Origin of the sequence: Psychrobacter submarinus (assembly GCF_904846685.1) — a bacterium.
GTDB lineage: Bacteria > Pseudomonadota > Gammaproteobacteria > Pseudomonadales > Moraxellaceae > Psychrobacter > Psychrobacter submarinus.
Map to the genome: position 1 here is coordinate 221,559 of NZ_CAJHBQ010000002.1, position 17,554 is coordinate 239,112.

A 17,554-nucleotide genomic window follows, 5' to 3' on the forward strand; every position below is an offset into this window, starting at 1 on the left:
CCCTTTAAATACATTAAAGGGCATTTCTTTTGTCAACAAATATGTATTGATTAGAAGAACAGTTCAGCTTGTCTTCTTAACTTGAGAGGTATTGAGCTTACTTCTCTAAGATACAAGTGACGCCTTGACCACCAGCAGCGCAAATAGAGACAAGCGCACGGCCTGAGCCTTTTTCGTCGAGTAATTTAGCCGCTGTGGCTAAGATACGACCACCAGTTGCAGCAAAAGGATGACCAGCTGCTAGTGATGAACCGTTGACGTTAAGCTTGCTACGATCGATGGAACCTAGTGGCGCATCAAGACCTAAACGCTCTTGGCAGAAAGTCTCATCTTCCCAAGCGGCAAGCGTTGATAGTACTTGTGAGGCAAAAGCTTCATGAATCTCGTAGAAGTCAAAGTCCTGTAGGGTAAGACCTGCACGCTCAAGCATACGCGGTACGGCGTAAGCAGGTGCCATGAGTAAGCCTTCAGTTTCGCCAGACTTACCGATGAAATCTACCGCAGCGGTCTCTTGATGGACGATATAAGCCAATGGCTTTAGACCGCGCTCTTTGGCCCACTCATCGTTGGCTAATAGTACACATGATGCGCCATCGGTGAGCGGCGTTGAGTTCGCAGCGGTCATCGTTGGGTTGGCGTTTTTCTTGCCAAATACTGGCTTGAGCTTAGCGAGTTTTTCTAAAGTGGTGTCTGGGCGTAGGTTGTTATCGCGAGTCAGACCTTTATAAGGAGTGATCAAGTCGTCAAAGAAACCTTCGTCATAGGCACGCGCCAAGTTTTTGTGGCTATTGAATGCCAGCTCGTCTTGATCTTCGCGGCTGATGTTCCATTCAAGAGCAGTGATCGCTTGATGATCGCCCATAGATAGACCAGTACGCGGCTCGCCGTTTTGAGGAGAGTCGATGATGTCTTTTGGATTCAGACCCATCAGCGCTTTTAGACGCTGCTTGTTCGTCTTAGCCGCGCCTAGTTTGATCAAGACCTTACGTAGGCCATCACCGACTGCGATAGGCGCATCAGAGGTGGTATCAACACCGCCAGTGATAGCTGAGTCGATAAGACCTAATGCGATTTTGTTCGCTGAAGCAAAGGTCGCTTGCAGACCAGTACCACAAGCTTGAGCGATATCATAAGTTGGCGTATGCGGGTTTAGTGCAGTATTCAGCGCCGCCTCACGAGTCAAGTTTAAGTCGCGGCTGAGCTTAAGAACCGCGCCGGCAACCACTTCGCCTATTTGCTCGTCTTGCAAGTTATAACGCTCGACTAGACCATTTAAGGCTGCGGTAAGCATGTCAATATTACTGGCATCGGCATAGGGACCGTTTGAGCGTGCAAATGGAATACGGTTACCCCCTAAGATTGCAACGCGCTGCTGGCCTGTGCTTGACGCTGAACTTTTCTTTTTAGGCGTAGTTCGGGGTTTTTTGCTGACGGCTTTTGTTTCGTCTTTTTTATCTGTCATAGCTTCTTTCTCGTTAGTGTTGTTTTTAGTCGAGGTGCTTGTTTTAGTGCTGGTATTAGTGCTTTTGCTAGCAGTTGTGCGCTTGCTGGCTGGTTTTTTGTCAGCGCTGTTTTTACTAGAGCTATTCTTATCAGTGCTGTCTGTTTTGGCTTTATCAGCGCTATCCGTTTTTTCTTTGTCAGTGGAGGTAGACTCAGAAGCCGCACCAAGAGTAGCCAGCTCTTCCTCTTTAGCCGCTTTTTTATCGCTCGCTCTGTCTTCCGTGATCTTTGCTTTTTTATCCGCTTCAGCGCTATTCGATTGCTCGGTAACCCGATTGCCATCGGCATCAAGAATATCGATATGCTGCTTTAGGTCAGCGATAGAGTCATACTGCGTGTCGTTGTCTGTAGATGGCGTCGCACTTTGGCTGCTAGTCGTCGATTTTTTGGCGCTATCATCGTCACCTTTGACGACTGTCGTTCCAACAATAGGGCTGTCTTTTTTGTAACTCATAAAAGTATCCTTAAAGTAGTAGTGAATGTTAGGGTATAAAAGTATTCGTCAATAAAATCAGTCAATACATAATATGATAGCTGCTAATCACAATAGTGTTAATAACCTTCTTGTAGGGCTTTAGCAAATATTTACAGGGTAAAGCAACAAGAGTGCAAAAAATAACCTGCAAAGATTAGACTGAGCAGTATCGACTAGGCTGAATACTGAGTGGCTCATTCAATAATATATTGTTATCATTGACAGTGCAGATCATAACTTATAGTAAGTACCGATTAGATTTTAACATAAGCGGATTTTTTTTAAATGATTATAGAGTAACTGTGCTGTCTACGTTTGTGCTTGCGGCGGTCTATTGACTTTTATCTGGTTTGCAGATGGGGCTGGTAATTCGTTACTATAGACGCTTTAGACGCTTTAGACGCTTTAGACGCTTTAGACGCTTTGGTAAGACGAGTTAAAAGCGGTTTAAGACGGTTATTAATAAATAGGGTTACGGTCGACAAGCGCTAACGTTAGCGATGACAAATTGGTCAAACTCTATAGTAGGCTTATTGTGGCCAAAAGCTGTATAGCCGGAATTACTAAACACTTATAATCATCGCCCAAGTGAGTCTTTATAATAGGTATTGTTTTTTAGACTCTATTTTTATCTTTATATACAGGAGTATTTTATGTCAGACCGTTATGGTGATTTTGTACAGTCTTCAATTGGCAAAAAAGTAGCCAAAAACTTAGGGTTGCCGCAGCCGGTAAGTCTAGATCGTTTTGAGAGCGGTCAACGTTTGGTACGTGGTAGCGTCTTAGTTGGCCGTGCCGAAGGCGATGACATGAGTGTCAGTAACTCAGTTGCGCGTATCTTATCTGACTTGCATGCTGAGGTTTATGTCAATAGCCGTGATGACGCCAAAGATGCGTTGATAGAGGCAGGTATCGAAGCCAAAGCCAGTACAGGCAGCAAAGATAAGTTTAAAGTCTTACTATTTGATGCAAGCAATATCAGTAACGCCGATCAGCTCAAGCAAGTGTATGAGTTTTTTCATCAAGTCGCGCGTAGCGTTGAAAAGTCTGGCCGCGTGGTCATCATTGGTCGCCCGCCTGAAGATATCGACGATGTGCAAACCGCACTTGCTCAGCGCTCGCTTGAGGGCTTTGTGAAATCAGTGGGTAAAGAGTTCAAACGCGGTATCACCGCACAGCTCATTTATGTGTCTAAAGGTAGTGAGAAGAATCTAGATTCAGCGCTGCGCTTCTTTACCTCAGCTCGCTCCGCTTATGTTTCAGGTCAAGTTGTCCGTGTTGGCGCAGGTAACACCATCGATATCGATTGGTCACAGCCGCTTGCGGGCAAAACGATGCTCGTCACTGGCGCAAGTCGCGGTATTGGCGAAGCTATCGCACGGGTATTAGCTCGCGAAGGCGCGCATGTGATTTGTTTAGATGTGCCGCAGCAACAAGCGGACCTACAAAATGTCGCTAGTGAAATCAGCGGCTCGACCTTGACTGTAGATATCACTAGCGCCGATGCAGGCGAACAGATCGCTGATGCTGCGCAAAAGCGCGGTGGCCTTGACGCTATTATCCATAATGCTGGTGTGACGCGTGATAAGACGCTTGCCAATATGGATGAGAAAAAATGGGATATGGTTATCGATATCAACCTAAATAGCGTAGCTGAGCTCAATAAGTACTTACTTGAAAAACAAGTGCTAAAAGATGATGCGCGTATCGTCTGCGTCTCTTCAATCTCAGGTATCGCCGGTAACTTAGGTCAGACTAACTATGCGACTTCAAAAGCAGGTGTTATCGGTTTAGTCGATGCAACTGCCAGACAGTTGGCTAATGAGGGCAAAGGCATGACCATCAATGCGGTTGCCCCAGGCTTTATTGAAACACAAATGACAGAAGCTATCCCGTTCGCTATTCGTGAAGCAGGTCGCCGTATGAACTCTATGAGCCAAGGCGGATTACCTGTCGATGTGGCAGAAACCATCGCTTGGCTGGCGTCTCCTGCCTCTGGCGGCTTGAACGGTAATACGGTACGCGTCTGTGGTCAAAGCATGTTAGGCGCTTAATATACAGATTTTATGCAAGCTACTGATTTTATTAAGATAATTTGAGTCAGCTCACATATACTTACGAAAAAAATACTAATAATTGTTAAGAAAGCTGCCCGAGGGTGGCTTTTTTATGATAAAAACACAGGAATAGATAGCTATAAGACTTAAACCGTCAGCTCATTCGTTTTATTAAAAGTTTGCTAAGCCCTACCTAGGATAGATTTATGTCAGATACCCATTATGATGCCCTGCCAAAAGCGCATACCACATATGCCAATATCATCAAAAGCTTACTGCCAATCGGTGATAACACTAAAGTTAGTAAAGATGCATTGCCATCAGCTACTTATACTGTAGACGATTTACATATTGATCAAAGCAACTTGGATGATTATCGTAAAATTTGCGGCTTTAGTGACAACGGCAAGGTGCCGATTACTTATTTTGCGGTGCTATCACAGACCCTGCAGATGAATATGATGGTCAAAGAGCCATTCCCATTTCCGATGCTAGGGTTAGTACACGTTGATAACGTAGTGACTCAGCACCGTCCTATCGGTGAGCGTGAGACGGTGACCTTGTCAGTGAGTTTTGCCAATTTGCGTGATCATGCGCAAGGTCAGCAGTTTGATTTTGTGACGACGGTAAAATCGCAAGAAAACATCATTTGGGAGGGTACGTCTACTTATTTGGCTCGCGGTAAAAAACCTAAAGCCAATAGCATTGAGAGAAGTAAACCGCGCCCAGTGACCGTAAAGCCTATGGTTAATGAAAAAGGGGTGCATAAAGTGTTTGAGGTGCCAGAGGATATCGGTCGCCGTTATGCTTTTATCTCAGGTGATTTTAATTTGATTCATCTGCATCCTTTATCAGCAAAAGCATTTGGTTTTCCAAAAGCTATCGCGCATGGCATGTGGTCAAAAGCAAAGTGCTTAGCGCTGATGAATGATCTGCCGGATGCTTATAGCGCTGAGGTGTCTTTTAAGTTGCCTATCTTCTTGCCTTCAGAAGTAGAGCTCATCGCTGAACCTGTCGATCAACTCGAAAGTAGCGATGATCGTTGTAATTTTGGCCTATATAGTGCCAAAAATGACAAGCCGCACTTAGCTGGCGTCGTCAAGTTAATAGAAAACTCGCAGTAATAAACAGCACCGTTTTATTTATATTGAAGTAACTCACATTTGAGTAAGTAACGCTGATAGATATTCGCTATCAGCGTTAAATTGCTTTAATTTCGGCACTAAATACGCTCAGTATTTTATCGGGTTACCGCACTAAACATACCACTGTTCAGCGCCAAGACAGCTAACTCAGCCATTCTTAATTATTCACTTACTACTTATCTTCTTTTATCATTATGAGCCAAAATACAACTCAATCGACACCATCACAAGATGCAGATACTCGCTACGACTCTGATAATGGCGTCGTCCTCACCGAGGCGCTGTCGCCTTATTTTCGACCTGCTGAGCAGACTATCGTGTGCGGAGCGCTTGATGAACAAAAAGTGAGCGCTCTTGCGCAGGCAGGCGTGGAGCTCGTCATCAACTTACAAGCCGATGAAGAGCTGGCCTTCGATGAGGCCAAAGCCGTTCAACAAGCTGGCATGGCTTACGAGCATTTGCCTATCGCTAGCGCCGCTGATCTCAAGCAGCTCAACATCTTAGCCTTTGATAATATTTTGCGTCAACATCACGGCAAAAAAACCGTCATGCACTGCGGCTCCGGCAGCAGAGTAGGCGCAGCTGTTGCCCTACGTGCAGGCTGGTTACGTGGCCGGAAGATGGATACTGCTATGGAGCGTGGTCATAGCCATGGACTCACTGAGAAGCTTGAGCAAGAAACTTATAATCGGCTACTAGTACCGCGTTAAGCGATAACAGTTGCTAGCAGGCACATAGACGTTATAAATAAACAGGCGACCTATATTATATAAGTCGCCTGTTTATTTATAACTAAGTAATTTTATTAGCATAATTTTAAGGAAGAAATAACGATGAGCAAGAGTGTCAATAACGAGCTGCAACAAAAACTGCAACGCTTACTCAATGATTTGCAGCTAGAGGACGCGCCAGCAGGTGGCTCGGTAGTGGTTTATCAGGCAGGCGAGTTCGTAGCTGCTGCTAGCATAGGCCAAGCACAAAGCAATGATAAGTGGCAAGCAGATACTTTAGCGCTTAATTTTTCTACGGGTAAAGGCGTACTGGCGACGCTAGCGCACGTTTTGGTCTCTGAGGGTATGCTGGCTTATGACGAGCCGATTGCCAGCTATTGGCCTGAGTTTGCGGCTAATGGGAAAGCAAAGATTACGCTACGCAAGCTGATGTCGCATCAAGCCAGTTTGTTCGCCATTAGTGCTATCGATGTGGATAACGCGACTTTATTAAACTGGCCGAGAATGCTTGAAGAAGTGGCGGCAATGCCGATCAATGAGATTGATGCTGCTGATCAGTTTGTTAGTGCCTATAGCGCGCTGGTATATGGATGGATACTAGGCGGCTTGATAGAAAAAGCGACTGATATGACGCTAGCTGCCGCGCTAGGCAAGTATCTGACTGAGCCTTTAGGCATCGCGGGCAGCTGCTATTTTGGCGTGCCTGCAGATCAAGTCGATAAGGTCGCTAAATTAGCGAAAGACTTTATCAATACTGCGTCAGAGAATCGGTCACTGCCAACAAGACGCCATAAGCCAGTACTAAAAGCGGAGTCGGAGCAGACGTTAGCGGCTTATAGGCAGCTGCCAAGCTATGAGTGTTGGCAACAACTGGCTGACGAGAAAAAGTCTATATCACCAGCTGATAAAAAACAGCACGTTACGTCATTGACCGCTACGAAAATCAACCGTCTATACTTCGATCATAGCGCTATTAATGCCAGCAATTACCGCGCCGCACTAGTGCCAGCAAGTAAGCAGCCTATCGATTACTATGACGCACAAACGCTGCAAGCGGTTATACCTGCAGCCAATGGCGTCGCTTCAGCGCAAGCTCTCGCCACTATCTACGGGATGCTCGCTAATGGCGGCGTATGGCAAGGTAAAACTTTGATAGATGCAGAGACGTTTGCACAGCTGTCTCAGCCGCAAGTGATAGGGATGGATGCAGTGATGCCTGCTTCGATGAATTGGCGCTTGGGTTATCATAAGCTCTTTAGTATATGTCAAAGTAGCGATGATAGCGTGACTCCAAGCACTGAGCAAGGGTTTGGTCATATGGGTTATAACGGTTCAGTGGCTTGGTGTGAGCCGTCGCGGCAGTTGTCTTTTGCTTTTATTCATAACTTCGATGTCACAATGCTAAATGATATTCGTCAATTTGCGCTGACCGAAGCAGTGATAAAGATGATTGATACGCAGGATTAAGCACACAGTCTTTACCGGCGTGATTTATCTGGTGTCATATTCAATAGTGACGGCGCGCTTAGCCCATGAATGAAGATAGAGATCAAGATGACAATGATGCAAACTATCCAAAGCTTAGTGGCATCAGCTTCGCTAAATAGATCTTTATTAAGCGCATAGGATAGATAGTACAGTGTACCAATACCGCGAATACCAAGCGCAGAGATAGCATACTTTTCGGTATGATGCATATTCAGCCCAGTGAGTCCTATAACGCCGCCGATGGGACGTATGAGAAACAAGAAGGCCAAGCTGACAAGGTACACCGACCACGTCAGCTCAATGTCAGAATGTAGCCATTGACCAATAAGCATACCAAAAGCTACCAAGATCACTGACATCAGCAGGCCCTCAGATTGCTCTGCAAAGTCGTGTAGCTTTTGATGGTATGAGTGTTCATGTTCTGAGCGGCGAAAAGCAAAGGCGGCGATAAATACCGCGATAAAACCATAACTATGCACGTATTCTGCTACCCCATAAGACAGCAAGGTTAACGCAATAACAGTGTAGCCCTGCGAGATATTGGTCTCATCAGAAGGCTTCGAAAAAACAACTTTTGCTAAGAGTTTACCTACTAAGATACCGACGACAACGCCGGCTAATATCTTCCATAGTACCTCATAAGTAAACCACGACCACAACAGATCCCCAGTAATGCGCTGACCATCATTGTAGGCCTCAGCAATATTAATCGCTAAATAAACAAAGGGAAAAGCAAGACCATCATTGAGACCAGCCTCTGAAGTCAAAGTGAAGCGCGGGGTATCCTCACCGCCGCTATTTGGTGGCCCTACTTGAATACTAGACGCTAACACCGGGTCCGTTGGAGCGAGCACTGCGCCCAATAATATCGCTGCGCCTATAGTCAGTCCAAACGTGTAATAGCCGAGTACTGCCATAGCAAAAATACAGATCGGCATAGTGACCAGTAATAAGCGCAGCGTAGGACGCCATAAGTCCCAAGCCAGCTCAGTGTCTATCTTGATACCTGCGCCAACTAAAGACACCAATACCACAATCTCAGTCACCTTTTCGATGAGGAGGCCATTGTCTAAAGGGTTCAAAAAAGATAACGTTAGCCAAAAATAGCCAACGATCATCCCAAAGCCGACTTGCAGCATAGGCAACGAGATAGGGACGCGTTTGGAGATAATAGGAAAGATAGCCCCTAGTAAAAACGCGACGCCGCCTATCAACAGAATATAGTTATAATTTTCGATCATAAAAGTTGCGTATGCCTACAAGTTAGTATTCGCCAGTATCTAAATGGGCTGAATCGTTACTTATCATGTAGAAAAAGGCTAAACATTTCCGCAAAAAAACGTTATCACTTTAAAAAATACGTTGGTTTTTGGTAATAGCGCGTAGAGCAAACAGCGGCTACTGATAATAAGCCAGCTTATATAGACAACAAAAAAGCCAGCACTTAGGCTGACTTTTGAGGCGATAGCGTATTTATAAGTAAGCGATTAGCGCTCCACTTGACTGACATCACGTACCGCGCCAGTATCAGCGCTCGTCGTCATCGCCGCATAAGCACGTAGAGCAGGGGAGACGTGACGGGCGCGATCAACGGGCTTCCATGCGTCGCGGCCGCGTGCTTCCATCTCTTCGCGGCGCGCTGCTAAATCCGCATCGCTCACATCCATATTGATAGTACGGTTGGGGATATCAATGTGAATCGTATCGCCCTCGACCACTAAGCCAATAGCGCCGCCCTCAGCGGCTTCTGGGCTGGCGTGGCCGATAGATAATCCTGACGTACCGCCAGAGAAGCGGCCATCGGTGAGTAAAGCGCACTCTTTACCTAAGCCTTTAGACTTCAAATAAGTGGTCGGATAGAGCATCTCTTGCATGCCAGGACCGCCTTTAGGCCCTTCATAACGAATAATAACCACGTCACCTGCTACGATCTCATCGGATAATACCGCCTCGACAGCCGCATCTTGCGACTCAAACAGACGCGCGCGACCGGTGAATACTAAGATACTCTCATCGACGCCTGCGGTTTTGACCACGCAGCCTCGCTCGGCGATATTGCCGTAGAGCACAGCAAGACCGCCATCTTCTGAGTAAGCATGCTTAGCACTGCGGATACAGCCTGACTCGCGGTTGACATCGAGGTTAGGCCATTCTTTATCTTGCGAAAACGCTTCTGTCGTACGCACGCCGCCAGGAGCTGCTATATAACGCGCCCGCGCTTCAGTATTATCAGGATTCATGATATCCCATTTATCAAGAGCTGCGCGCATTGATGGGCTATGAATGGTAGGCACCTCTGTGCTCAATAAGCCAGCTCTATCTAGCTCTGCTAGTAGTGCCATAACCCCGCCTGCGCGGTGTACATCTTCCATGTGGTACTTTTGCGTGGCAGGCGCGACTTTTGATAGGCAAGGCACACGGCGGCTGAGTCTATCGATATCAGCCATCTTAAAGTCAATTTCTGCTTCATTTGCCGCAGCGAGCAGATGCAAGATAGTGTTGGTTGAGCCGCCCATTGCGATATCGAGGCTCATAGCGTTTTCAAACGCCGCTTTGCTAGCGATAGAGCGCGGTAGTACCGAATCATCATCTTGCTCATAACGGCGTTTCGCCAAATCGACGATAGTACGACCTGCTTCTAAAAATAGCTCACGGCGTAGCGCATGTGTGGCAAGCAGTGAGCCATTACCCGGCAGCGATAGACCTAGCGCTTCGGTCAGACAGTTCATGGAGTTTGCGGTGAACATCCCTGAGCACGAGCCACAAGTTGGACAAGCAGAGACTTCGATCTCTCGTACATCTTCATCGCTGATGGTATCGTCAGCGGCGTCCATCATTGCGTCGACTAGATCTAATTTGCGAATAGCGCTACCTTGCGAGTCTTCATTATTATGGCTTTTGCCGACGGTACTAGCGACGACTTTACCCGCTTCCATTGGGCCGCCTGAAACGAAGACTACAGGAATATTGAGACGCATCGCTGCCATCAGCATACCGGGCGTGATTTTGTCACAGTTAGAGATACAGACCAACGCATCAGCGCAGTGAGCGTTGACCATATACTCCACAGAGTCCGCTATCAAATCACGGCTCGGCAACGAGTAGAGCATACCGCTGTGACCCATCGCAATACCGTCATCCACCGCGATAGTATTGAACTCTTTTGCCACGCCGCCTGCGCGCTCGATCTCACGTGCGACCAATTGGCCAAGATCTTTTAGATGGACGTGACCGGGTACGAACTGCGTAAAAGAGTTGGCAATAGCGATGATAGGCTTACCAAAGTCGCCATCCGTCATCCCCGTTGCGCGCCATAACGCTCGTGCGCCTGCCATATTGCGGCCACCAGTAGAGGTTTTTGAGCGATAATCCATGTGTTATTCCTTACTAATCTAATAAAGGGTACGTTTGTTTTTTGATGCCATCGTTAGAATGTAACAGTGATAATTTGTATTGATATCAATAGCAGAGTGCCAGATAGCGCGCGGCACATAATCAGTGGCTAACGCTACTCAATGCGTTCTAGTATAGCCGCCTCAAACCAAGGCAGCTTAGGTTTGTGCTCTTCAAGTTTTGAGAGGATGCTTAGAGCGTGGGTAGCGGGTAACAGTTGGTAGTCATTGCCCGCAGCAATCGTCAGCACCCAATCATCGACACTGCTATCTTTATCGATACTATACTCATCGATGCTGATTAAAGCTTGTTTGTCGTTTTTGTAGAGCACATCAACGCGGCCAAAAAACTGCCAATCTTTAAAGGCAGCAATCACCGCATCAGCTTTGTTTTGGGTGTAAATTTGCTCAGTCGTTTTGGCTGTATTGGTCCAATGTAGCCGCACTGCTAATTGCAGCGCTTCACTAAAGACTACTAACGAGCCGATCACTTTGACATGCCAAGGCGTCGCTATCAAATCGGCGCTGATGCCCAAAGCTGCTGCCGCTTCTTTAGCACTCATCAGAGTATTAAACTGTGCCAGCAGCTTTGGCGTCAAAGGATGGGCCTGTTTAATAGCATCATCAAGGCTATCATAGTGATATAAGAATTGCAGCGGCAACTCCTGACTAACGGTTTTTTCGCTGATTTTGCAGTTATGAATGCGCCAGCTAGTAGCAGTATCCGTGAGCGCTTGTGCCAAGATAATCGCATTAGGGTCAATGACGTTTGCTTGCTTTTGTGACGTACCATCTTCAGCCTTAGCAGTAGATGTCATGTTATCTGATGACGCTAAGTTTGAGGAGTTTAAGGGAGTATTTTGATCAGTAGTCATATTCGTCGCTGATTGAGTCGGCAAGGCAGTTAAATCCATAACAGTTGTGTTATCAGAGTAGAGGTTTAATATAACATTGATAGCTAGAAAACGTTAATAAATTAGTGGAGTGACAAGGCAAAAGATTGGTTATAACTCTTTACTCTATCTAAAAAGCTGTCAGTCATTATTTATGCTCTCTTGCTATTTCGCTCACTATATTGCAGACTTCTTTTGTATTTGGATCGACGTTTTCAAAATATTTAGAACTAAAAATTACTATTAAGGATATAGACTATGAGTCAAAACAATCAACCTAGCCGCTACGATGACAGTAATATCTTCGCCAAAATGCTTAATGGTGATATTCCTTATCATAAGGTGTATGAAGATGATAAAACGCTAGCGTTCATGGATATCATGCCACAGGCCAAAGGTCATGTACTGGTCATTCCCAAACAAAAAGCAATCGATTTGGCTGATTTGGAGCCAGAATATGCGGCAGCGGTACTGATGACTGCCAAAAAAGTCATGCAAGCGCAGCGTCAAGTGTTTGAGCGCGAAGGTATCATCCAAATGCAGCTAAATGGTTCGCAAGCTGGGCAGACAGTGTTTCATTATCATGTCCATCTGATTCCATCGAGTATTCATGAGCTAGGCCGTCATGCCGTCACCCAAGCGGATCAAGGCGAGCTGGCAGATCTGGCGCAACAGCTTGCCGCAGTTATTGCAGGATAGTATGGCAATTGCAGACAAACAGATATATTTTATATATTAAAGGCGGCTAACAAGCTGCCTTTTTTGTTGCTTGGTAATAGTCATGTAACAATCGTTAAAGTAGAGTTACAAAGACAGAGATTGTCTGGGGTTTTTTAAAAGAGTGTGATAAATATCATAATGGCTGACTGTTGGTTAAACAGTTTTGTCTTTAAAACCCATTCATCAGACCAGTGCCTATAAGCAGTACAATGTCTGAAGTCAAAAATGTAGTATCAAACATTTATCAGACAGACATTTTATGCAAAAAATATTTTAACAAGCACGGTTGGTCGGTTTTGTCACTTTTTGAGGATATCACTTTTATGAGTAAATTACCTCGCTCCACTATTTTGTTGCCAGTTTTTGTCCCAGCGGCGGCTATCATGCTGCTATTGGTGATTGGTACCGCTATCAATCCAGAGGCGGCCGGCGAGCTGTTTAGTGCCGTCCTGGCATTTACCACCGAGACGTTCGGCTGGTTTTATATGCTGGCAGTTGCTATATTTTTGATGTTTGTCATCGTGTTGGCGTTTTCGCCTTATGGCAGTATCAAGTTAGGCCCTGACCATGCAGAGGCTGAATATCAGTTTCTCGAATGGTTTGCTATGCTGTTTTCGGCAGGTTACGGTATTGCCTTGCTCTTTTATGGTGTCGCCGAGCCGGTCTTACATTTTGCCAGTCCACCACTCTCAGAGCCGCAGACGATTGCGGCGGCCAAAGAGGCGATGCAGATTGCCTATTTTCATTGGGGGTTTCATATTTGGGCGATATACGGCGTCGTGGGGCTGTCATTGGCGTATTTTTCCTTTCGGCATGGCTTACCGCTGTCGGTGCGCTCAACCCTCTATCCCTTAATCGGTGACAAAATCCATGGGCCTATCGGACATACGGTGGATGTGTTTGCGATTTTGGGTACCATGTTTGGTATCGCCACCAGTTTGGGTCTGTCTGTGGCTCAGATTAATGCAGGCTTGAATTACTTATTACCCGATATGATTCCAGTGAGCACCACCGTACAAGTCATCATCATTGCGCTGGTGACCACCGCAGCACTGGTGTCTGTACTGGCTGGGATGGATAAGGGCGTCAAACGCCTGTCTATCTTAAACATGGTGCTGGCCACGGCTTTGATGCTGTTTGTGTTTGTGGTTGGGCCGTCGATATTTATCCTAAATGCCTTTATGGAAAATACAGGCAGTTATTTGGGCAATATCGTTGAGCGCACCTTTAGCCTACAAGCCTATCAGTCGAGTGATTGGATCGGTAGCTGGACGCTCTTTATCTTTGCATGGACGATCGCGTGGGCACCTTTTGTCGGACTATTTATCGCCAAAATCAGTCGCGGCCGTACCATTCGTGAGTTTGTGCTGGGCGTGATGCTTGTGCCAACACTGTTTACCTTCTTTTGGTTTTCGGTATTTGGGGATACCGCGCTGCATATGATTATGGTCGATGGTTATGAGGCGCTGATCGGCGAGGTACAAAACAACCAAGCCATTGCTTTATTTAAGTTGCTAGAAAACTTACCCTTTACTCAAATTGTCTCGTCATTGACCGTCCTACTGATTATTACTTTTTTTGTGACGTCATCAGACTCAGGGTCATTGGTCATCGACTCGCTCGCCGCCGGTGGTCGTAGTGATACGCCGTGGTGGCAGCGCTCATTTTGGGTAGTTACAGAAGGTGCTGTGGCGTCGGTGCTGCTGATCGCAGGTGGCCTAAGCGCCCTGCAGACAGCGGCTATCGTCAGTGCCTTGCCTTTTGCAGTGATTATCTTAATTTCGACATTTGGTATGTGGCGTGCGCTACGTATCGAGGGGCATCGTAATCAAAGTCTGGCCACTGACAACCATCTACCACCGCATCTGCTCAAATTAGACGCATGGCGTGATCGTATTGATTATATTACCAATCAGCCAACGCGCGAAAAGGTGCTCGGCTATATCAAGGGCACGGTGATGTCATCGATGCAGGAGGTTGCAGAGAAATTTGCCGAGACAGGCTGGTTGCCTGAGGTTAACTATGATGAGGTAAACAATCGAGCGGTACTAGAGCTAAAACGCGGTGATAATGTCGAGTTTTGGTACGAGGTGCGTCTATCAGAGCATGAAGTTCCTGACTATTATACTGAAGATATGGCGGGTAATCTGCCACAAGAGCACCATCACCGTGCCGAGGTCTATCTGCGCCGCGGTGGCCAAACCTATGACTTGTATGGTTATCAACCAGAGTCGGTGATCAATGATATCATCGATCAGTTTGAAAAATATCTGCATTTCGTCAATGTTTCGCCCGATATTTTGCCTTGGCGTATGCAGGAGCATGACGATGATATTACCCTAGAGCAGGGCAGTGTGTTTGATAAGTAAGCGGCGCATCGCCTATTTGGAAGTCATATTGAAAGTCATAGCGGCAAAGGATTGACGTGAATGGCTTGCAATATGCGTACGAACCCTTAGAATAACGGCTTGTTTTCTATGCAAATCAAGCCGTTTTTTATGTCTATAAATACTTCTGCGAATTCTGCGATGGCTGATTCTTCAGCACCAGTTGCCGCTCAGCATCCCTTATTACAGCCGCTTGATATCGGTGGTCTGAGTATCGAAAACCGTCTGATGGTCGCGCCCATGGCCGGCGTGACGGACAACCCTTTTCGTAGACTGTGCAAATCTTTTGGCGCAGGGCATGCTGTCAGTGAAATGATCATCGCCGATACCGCGCTCTATGCCCGTAAAAAATCTTTATACCGAGCCAATTTCGATGGTGAGATTGCGCCAATATCAGCGCAGATAGCGGGCGCTGAGCCGGATAAACTTGCTGAGGCGGCGCGTTATCAGATCGACAACGGCGCCCAGATTATCGACATCAATATGGGCTGTCCGGCTAAAAAAGTCTGCCGTAAGCTTGCAGGATCGGCGCTATTGCAGGATGAGGATTTGGTTGCGCGTTTGCTTGATGCGGCGGTAAATGCCGTTGATGCGCCTGTGACGCTAAAGACGCGTTTGGGCTTTGAAAATGGCCGTGAAAATATCTTGCGAGTTGCCAAGCGCGCAGAGCAAGCAGGCATAGCGGCTATCGCCATTCATGGGCGTACGCGCGAGGATATGTACACAGGTAATGCCCGTTATGAGCTTATCCGCGCGGTCAAAGACAGCATCAATATTCCGGTGATTGCTAATGGCGATATCGATAGCGCGCAAAAAGCGCAACAAGTGTATGAGCTGACCGGCTGTGATGCGGTGATGATAGGCCGCGCCGCACAAGGCCAGCCGTGGCTGTTTCGCGATATTGAGCACTACTTGCGTACCGGTGAACAGTTAGCTGCGCCTACTATCCGCGAGATCAAAGATATAGTGTTAGCGCACTTGCAAGAGCTGTATGACTTTTATGGTGAGTATTCAGGATGCCGTATCGCGCGTAAACATATCGCTTGGTACACCACAGGTATTCCTAGTTCTAACGCCTTTCGTCAAGCGATGTATGGCGAGGAGAGTACAGCAGGACAGTTTCGAGTAGTGGAGGAGTTCTTACAAGCGCACGAATGATAGTAAGCCTTTATTTTTCTGCTCAAAGGGTATGCAGCGTCAAAGCTGAGATGAAGTCACTAGACAAAATACTCGCTAAGCACCTTTTACGCTTAAGAGTGTCTCGATGACCATTGTATATATTCTCCAAATCAAGTAAAGTCAAAGATGCAGGTCTTGCTATGTAGTCTTTATAGGAGTAGGGGCTATATTTTGCTCGAGGTTACGCTGTACATACAGCCAGTCACATATACAATAATTAAATAACAAGGATGTTTTATGGCAAACCCTTCAAAGAAAAAAATTAGCAAAGTCGTCAAAGGTAAAAATATCATCATCACCGGTGCTTCAAGTGGCATCGGTGAGCGTACGGCTTTTTTACTTAGTGAATGCGGTGCACACGTTATCTTACTTGCCCGTACTGAAGAGAAGCTAAAGGTCGTCAAAGAAAATATCGAAGTATTAGGCGGCAAGGCCAGCTACTATCCTTGTGACTTGACCGACATGGACGATATCGAAAAGACCAGTCAGCTCATCCAAGAAGACTTCGACAGTATCGACGTACTCGTCAATAATGCAGGCCGCTCCATTCGCCGCTCCGTTCACGAGTCAGTCAATCGCTTTCATGATTTTGAGCGCACGATGGATATTAACTACTTTGGCGCAGTTAAGATTATCTTGGCTTTCTTACCCGGCATGATAGAGCAAAAAACCGGTCAAATCGTCAATATATCCTCGATTGGTGTACTAGCCAATAGCCCACGTTTTGGCGCTTATGTCGCCTCAAAATCTGCTCTAGATGCTTTTAGTCGCTGCTTAGCTGCTGAGGTCAAAGGCGATAACATTACCATTACCAATATCTTTATGCCGCTAGTACGCACACCAATGATTGCACCGACCAAACTATATCGCTACATGCCAGCACTGATGCCTAATGAGGCGGCTATGATGGTAGCCAAAGCTATCGTGAAAAAACCCAATAGTATCGCCAGCGGCATGGGTAAGTTTGCCTCTGCAACTTATTCGCTAGCGCCAGCCATCAACGTTGGCATTCAGTCTATCGGCTATCGTATCTTCCCAAGCTCATCGGCCGCGCAAACGACAGATACTAAGCCTACTTTAGCGCAGCGCGCCTTTGCTAGAATCCTGCCAGGCGAGCATCATTAAAATAGCATTTTAGTTGACTTGGTATGAATAAAAAGGATGCTTCAGCGTCCTTTTTAGTTTGTCGTCAGTTTTGTTAAGGGAACAACGAGTGGTTCCCTAGTGAGGACTTGAATCTTGGGCTATAAGCTAATGATATCAATATTTTGACTTTCTTAAATAGTCACAGTGTACTTCTTGGTGTACTTACCATAGATATTCTATCTATGATCGGTGCGCTAGTGAGGACTTGAAGAGACCATCCCAGATTCTGTGTAACTGACGTTTAGATTAAATACTTACACAAAATTTAGGAAGGTCTCCCAGATTCTTATCAAAGACTTCATCATCTATTATTCGCCAAACGGCAACTTGCTGATGGTCTTTGGTGGTGACTAGATTTAAAGTTTGTTCAATCATTGCTTGAGGTCTCATATCCTTATGATGTTTATTTGCTTCAAACCCAGTTACTTTACACTTAGC

At 46.2% G+C, this 17,554-nt stretch carries 13 protein-coding genes; 8 read left to right on the top strand and 5 right to left on the bottom strand.

Annotated features, from left to right (window positions below):
• Positions 1-97: 97 nt before the first annotated feature.
• A complete protein-coding gene (locus JMY03_RS07225) occupies positions 98-1,462 on the bottom strand; it encodes an acetyl-CoA C-acetyltransferase (protein ID WP_449314257.1) in 1,365 nt (454 codons plus the stop codon).
• 1,169 nt (positions 1,463-2,631) lie between these two features.
• On the opposite strand from JMY03_RS07225, the gene JMY03_RS07230 reads away from it, so the two are divergent.
• From JMY03_RS07230 to JMY03_RS07245, 4 genes are all read left to right on the top strand, one after another.
• A complete protein-coding gene (locus tag JMY03_RS07230; protein ID WP_201602515.1) occupies positions 2,632-4,032 on the top strand; it encodes a 3-oxoacyl-ACP reductase in 1,401 nt (466 codons plus the stop codon).
• Positions 4,033-4,241: 209 nt separating this feature from the next.
• Positions 4,242-5,159 carry a MaoC family dehydratase gene (locus JMY03_RS07235; RefSeq protein ID WP_201602517.1) on the top strand — a complete coding sequence of 306 codons (918 nt, stop codon included), beginning with the start codon at positions 4,242-4,244 and terminating at the stop codon, positions 5,157-5,159.
• A 215-nt stretch (positions 5,160-5,374) separates the two neighbouring features.
• On the top strand, positions 5,375-5,890 hold the full coding sequence (locus JMY03_RS07240) for a phosphatase domain-containing protein (protein ID WP_201602519.1): 516 nt from the start codon (positions 5,375-5,377) through the stop codon (positions 5,888-5,890).
• Between the two features lie 123 nt (positions 5,891-6,013).
• Positions 6,014-7,378, top strand: coding sequence for a serine hydrolase domain-containing protein (locus JMY03_RS07245; RefSeq protein ID WP_201602521.1), 1,365 nt, complete (start codon positions 6,014-6,016; stop codon positions 7,376-7,378).
• An 11-nt stretch (positions 7,379-7,389) separates the two neighbouring features.
• On the opposite strand, the gene JMY03_RS07250 is transcribed toward JMY03_RS07245, so the two are convergent.
• The 3 genes from JMY03_RS07250 to JMY03_RS07260 form a co-directional block, all read right to left on the bottom strand.
• Positions 7,390-8,640 (bottom strand): cation:proton antiporter, encoded by a 1,251-nt coding sequence (locus tag JMY03_RS07250; protein ID WP_201602523.1) that lies wholly within the window; start codon positions 8,638-8,640, stop codon positions 7,390-7,392.
• 246 nt (positions 8,641-8,886) lie between these two features.
• A complete protein-coding gene (ilvD, locus tag JMY03_RS07255; RefSeq protein ID WP_025646656.1) occupies positions 8,887-10,773 on the bottom strand; it encodes a dihydroxy-acid dehydratase in 1,887 nt (628 codons plus the stop codon).
• Between the two features lie 134 nt (positions 10,774-10,907).
• A complete protein-coding gene (locus tag JMY03_RS07260; protein WP_201602525.1) occupies positions 10,908-11,705 on the bottom strand; it encodes a hypothetical protein in 798 nt (265 codons plus the stop codon).
• A 237-nt stretch (positions 11,706-11,942) separates the two neighbouring features.
• Between JMY03_RS07260 and JMY03_RS07265 the strand changes: the two genes are divergently transcribed.
• The 4 genes from JMY03_RS07265 to JMY03_RS07280 all read left to right on the top strand — a co-directional run bounded on the left by JMY03_RS07265 (position 11,943) and on the right by JMY03_RS07280 (position 17,095).
• The gene (locus tag JMY03_RS07265; RefSeq protein ID WP_201602528.1) at positions 11,943-12,383 is read left to right on the top strand and encodes an HIT family protein; all 441 of its coding nucleotides are present in this window, start codon (positions 11,943-11,945) and stop codon (positions 12,381-12,383) included.
• A 344-nt stretch (positions 12,384-12,727) separates the two neighbouring features.
• Positions 12,728-14,773: a BCCT family transporter gene (locus JMY03_RS07270; RefSeq protein ID WP_201602531.1), complete on the top strand. Its 2,046-nt coding sequence runs from the start codon at positions 12,728-12,730 to the stop codon at positions 14,771-14,773.
• Positions 14,774-14,902: 129 nt separating this feature from the next.
• The gene (dusB, locus tag JMY03_RS07275) at positions 14,903-15,949 is read left to right on the top strand and encodes a tRNA dihydrouridine synthase DusB (protein WP_084212653.1); all 1,047 of its coding nucleotides are present in this window, start codon (positions 14,903-14,905) and stop codon (positions 15,947-15,949) included.
• Between the two features lie 258 nt (positions 15,950-16,207).
• Positions 16,208-17,095 carry an SDR family NAD(P)-dependent oxidoreductase gene (locus tag JMY03_RS07280; RefSeq protein ID WP_201602533.1) on the top strand — a complete coding sequence of 296 codons (888 nt, stop codon included), beginning with the start codon at positions 16,208-16,210 and terminating at the stop codon, positions 17,093-17,095.
• 267 nt (positions 17,096-17,362) lie between these two features.
• Here JMY03_RS07280 and JMY03_RS07285 read toward each other — a convergent pair whose 3' ends face one another.
• A complete protein-coding gene (locus JMY03_RS07285; RefSeq protein ID WP_178377961.1) occupies positions 17,363-17,506 on the bottom strand; it encodes a hypothetical protein in 144 nt (47 codons plus the stop codon).
• Positions 17,507-17,554: the final 48 nt, after the last annotated feature.

Excerpts from the sequence above, each read along its gene's own strand:
- JMY03_RS07240 (WP_201602519.1), top strand. The coding sequence starts at position 5,375 with ATGAGCCAAAATACAACTCAATCGACACCATCACAAGATGCAGATACT.
- JMY03_RS07265 (WP_201602528.1), top strand. The coding sequence starts at position 11,943 with ATGAGTCAAAACAATCAACCTAGCCGCTACGATGACAGTAATATCTTC.
- JMY03_RS07235 (WP_201602517.1), top strand. The coding sequence starts at position 4,242 with ATGTCAGATACCCATTATGATGCCCTGCCAAAAGCGCATACCACATAT.
- JMY03_RS07285 (WP_178377961.1), bottom strand. The coding sequence starts at position 17,506 with ATGAGACCTCAAGCAATGATTGAACAAACTTTAAATCTAGTCACCACC.
- JMY03_RS07230 (WP_201602515.1), top strand. The coding sequence starts at position 2,632 with ATGTCAGACCGTTATGGTGATTTTGTACAGTCTTCAATTGGCAAAAAA.
- ilvD (WP_025646656.1), bottom strand. The coding sequence starts at position 10,773 with ATGGATTATCGCTCAAAAACCTCTACTGGTGGCCGCAATATGGCAGGC.
- JMY03_RS07250 (WP_201602523.1), bottom strand. The coding sequence starts at position 8,640 with ATGATCGAAAATTATAACTATATTCTGTTGATAGGCGGCGTCGCGTTT.
- JMY03_RS07260 (WP_201602525.1), bottom strand. The coding sequence starts at position 11,705 with ATGGATTTAACTGCCTTGCCGACTCAATCAGCGACGAATATGACTACT.
- JMY03_RS07270 (WP_201602531.1), top strand. The coding sequence starts at position 12,728 with ATGAGTAAATTACCTCGCTCCACTATTTTGTTGCCAGTTTTTGTCCCA.
- JMY03_RS07280 (WP_201602533.1), top strand. The coding sequence starts at position 16,208 with ATGGCAAACCCTTCAAAGAAAAAAATTAGCAAAGTCGTCAAAGGTAAA.
- JMY03_RS07225 (WP_449314257.1), bottom strand. The coding sequence starts at position 1,462 with ATGACAGATAAAAAAGACGAAACAAAAGCCGTCAGCAAAAAACCCCGA.
- JMY03_RS07245 (WP_201602521.1), top strand. The coding sequence starts at position 6,014 with ATGAGCAAGAGTGTCAATAACGAGCTGCAACAAAAACTGCAACGCTTA.
- dusB (WP_084212653.1), top strand. The coding sequence starts at position 14,903 with ATGTCTATAAATACTTCTGCGAATTCTGCGATGGCTGATTCTTCAGCA.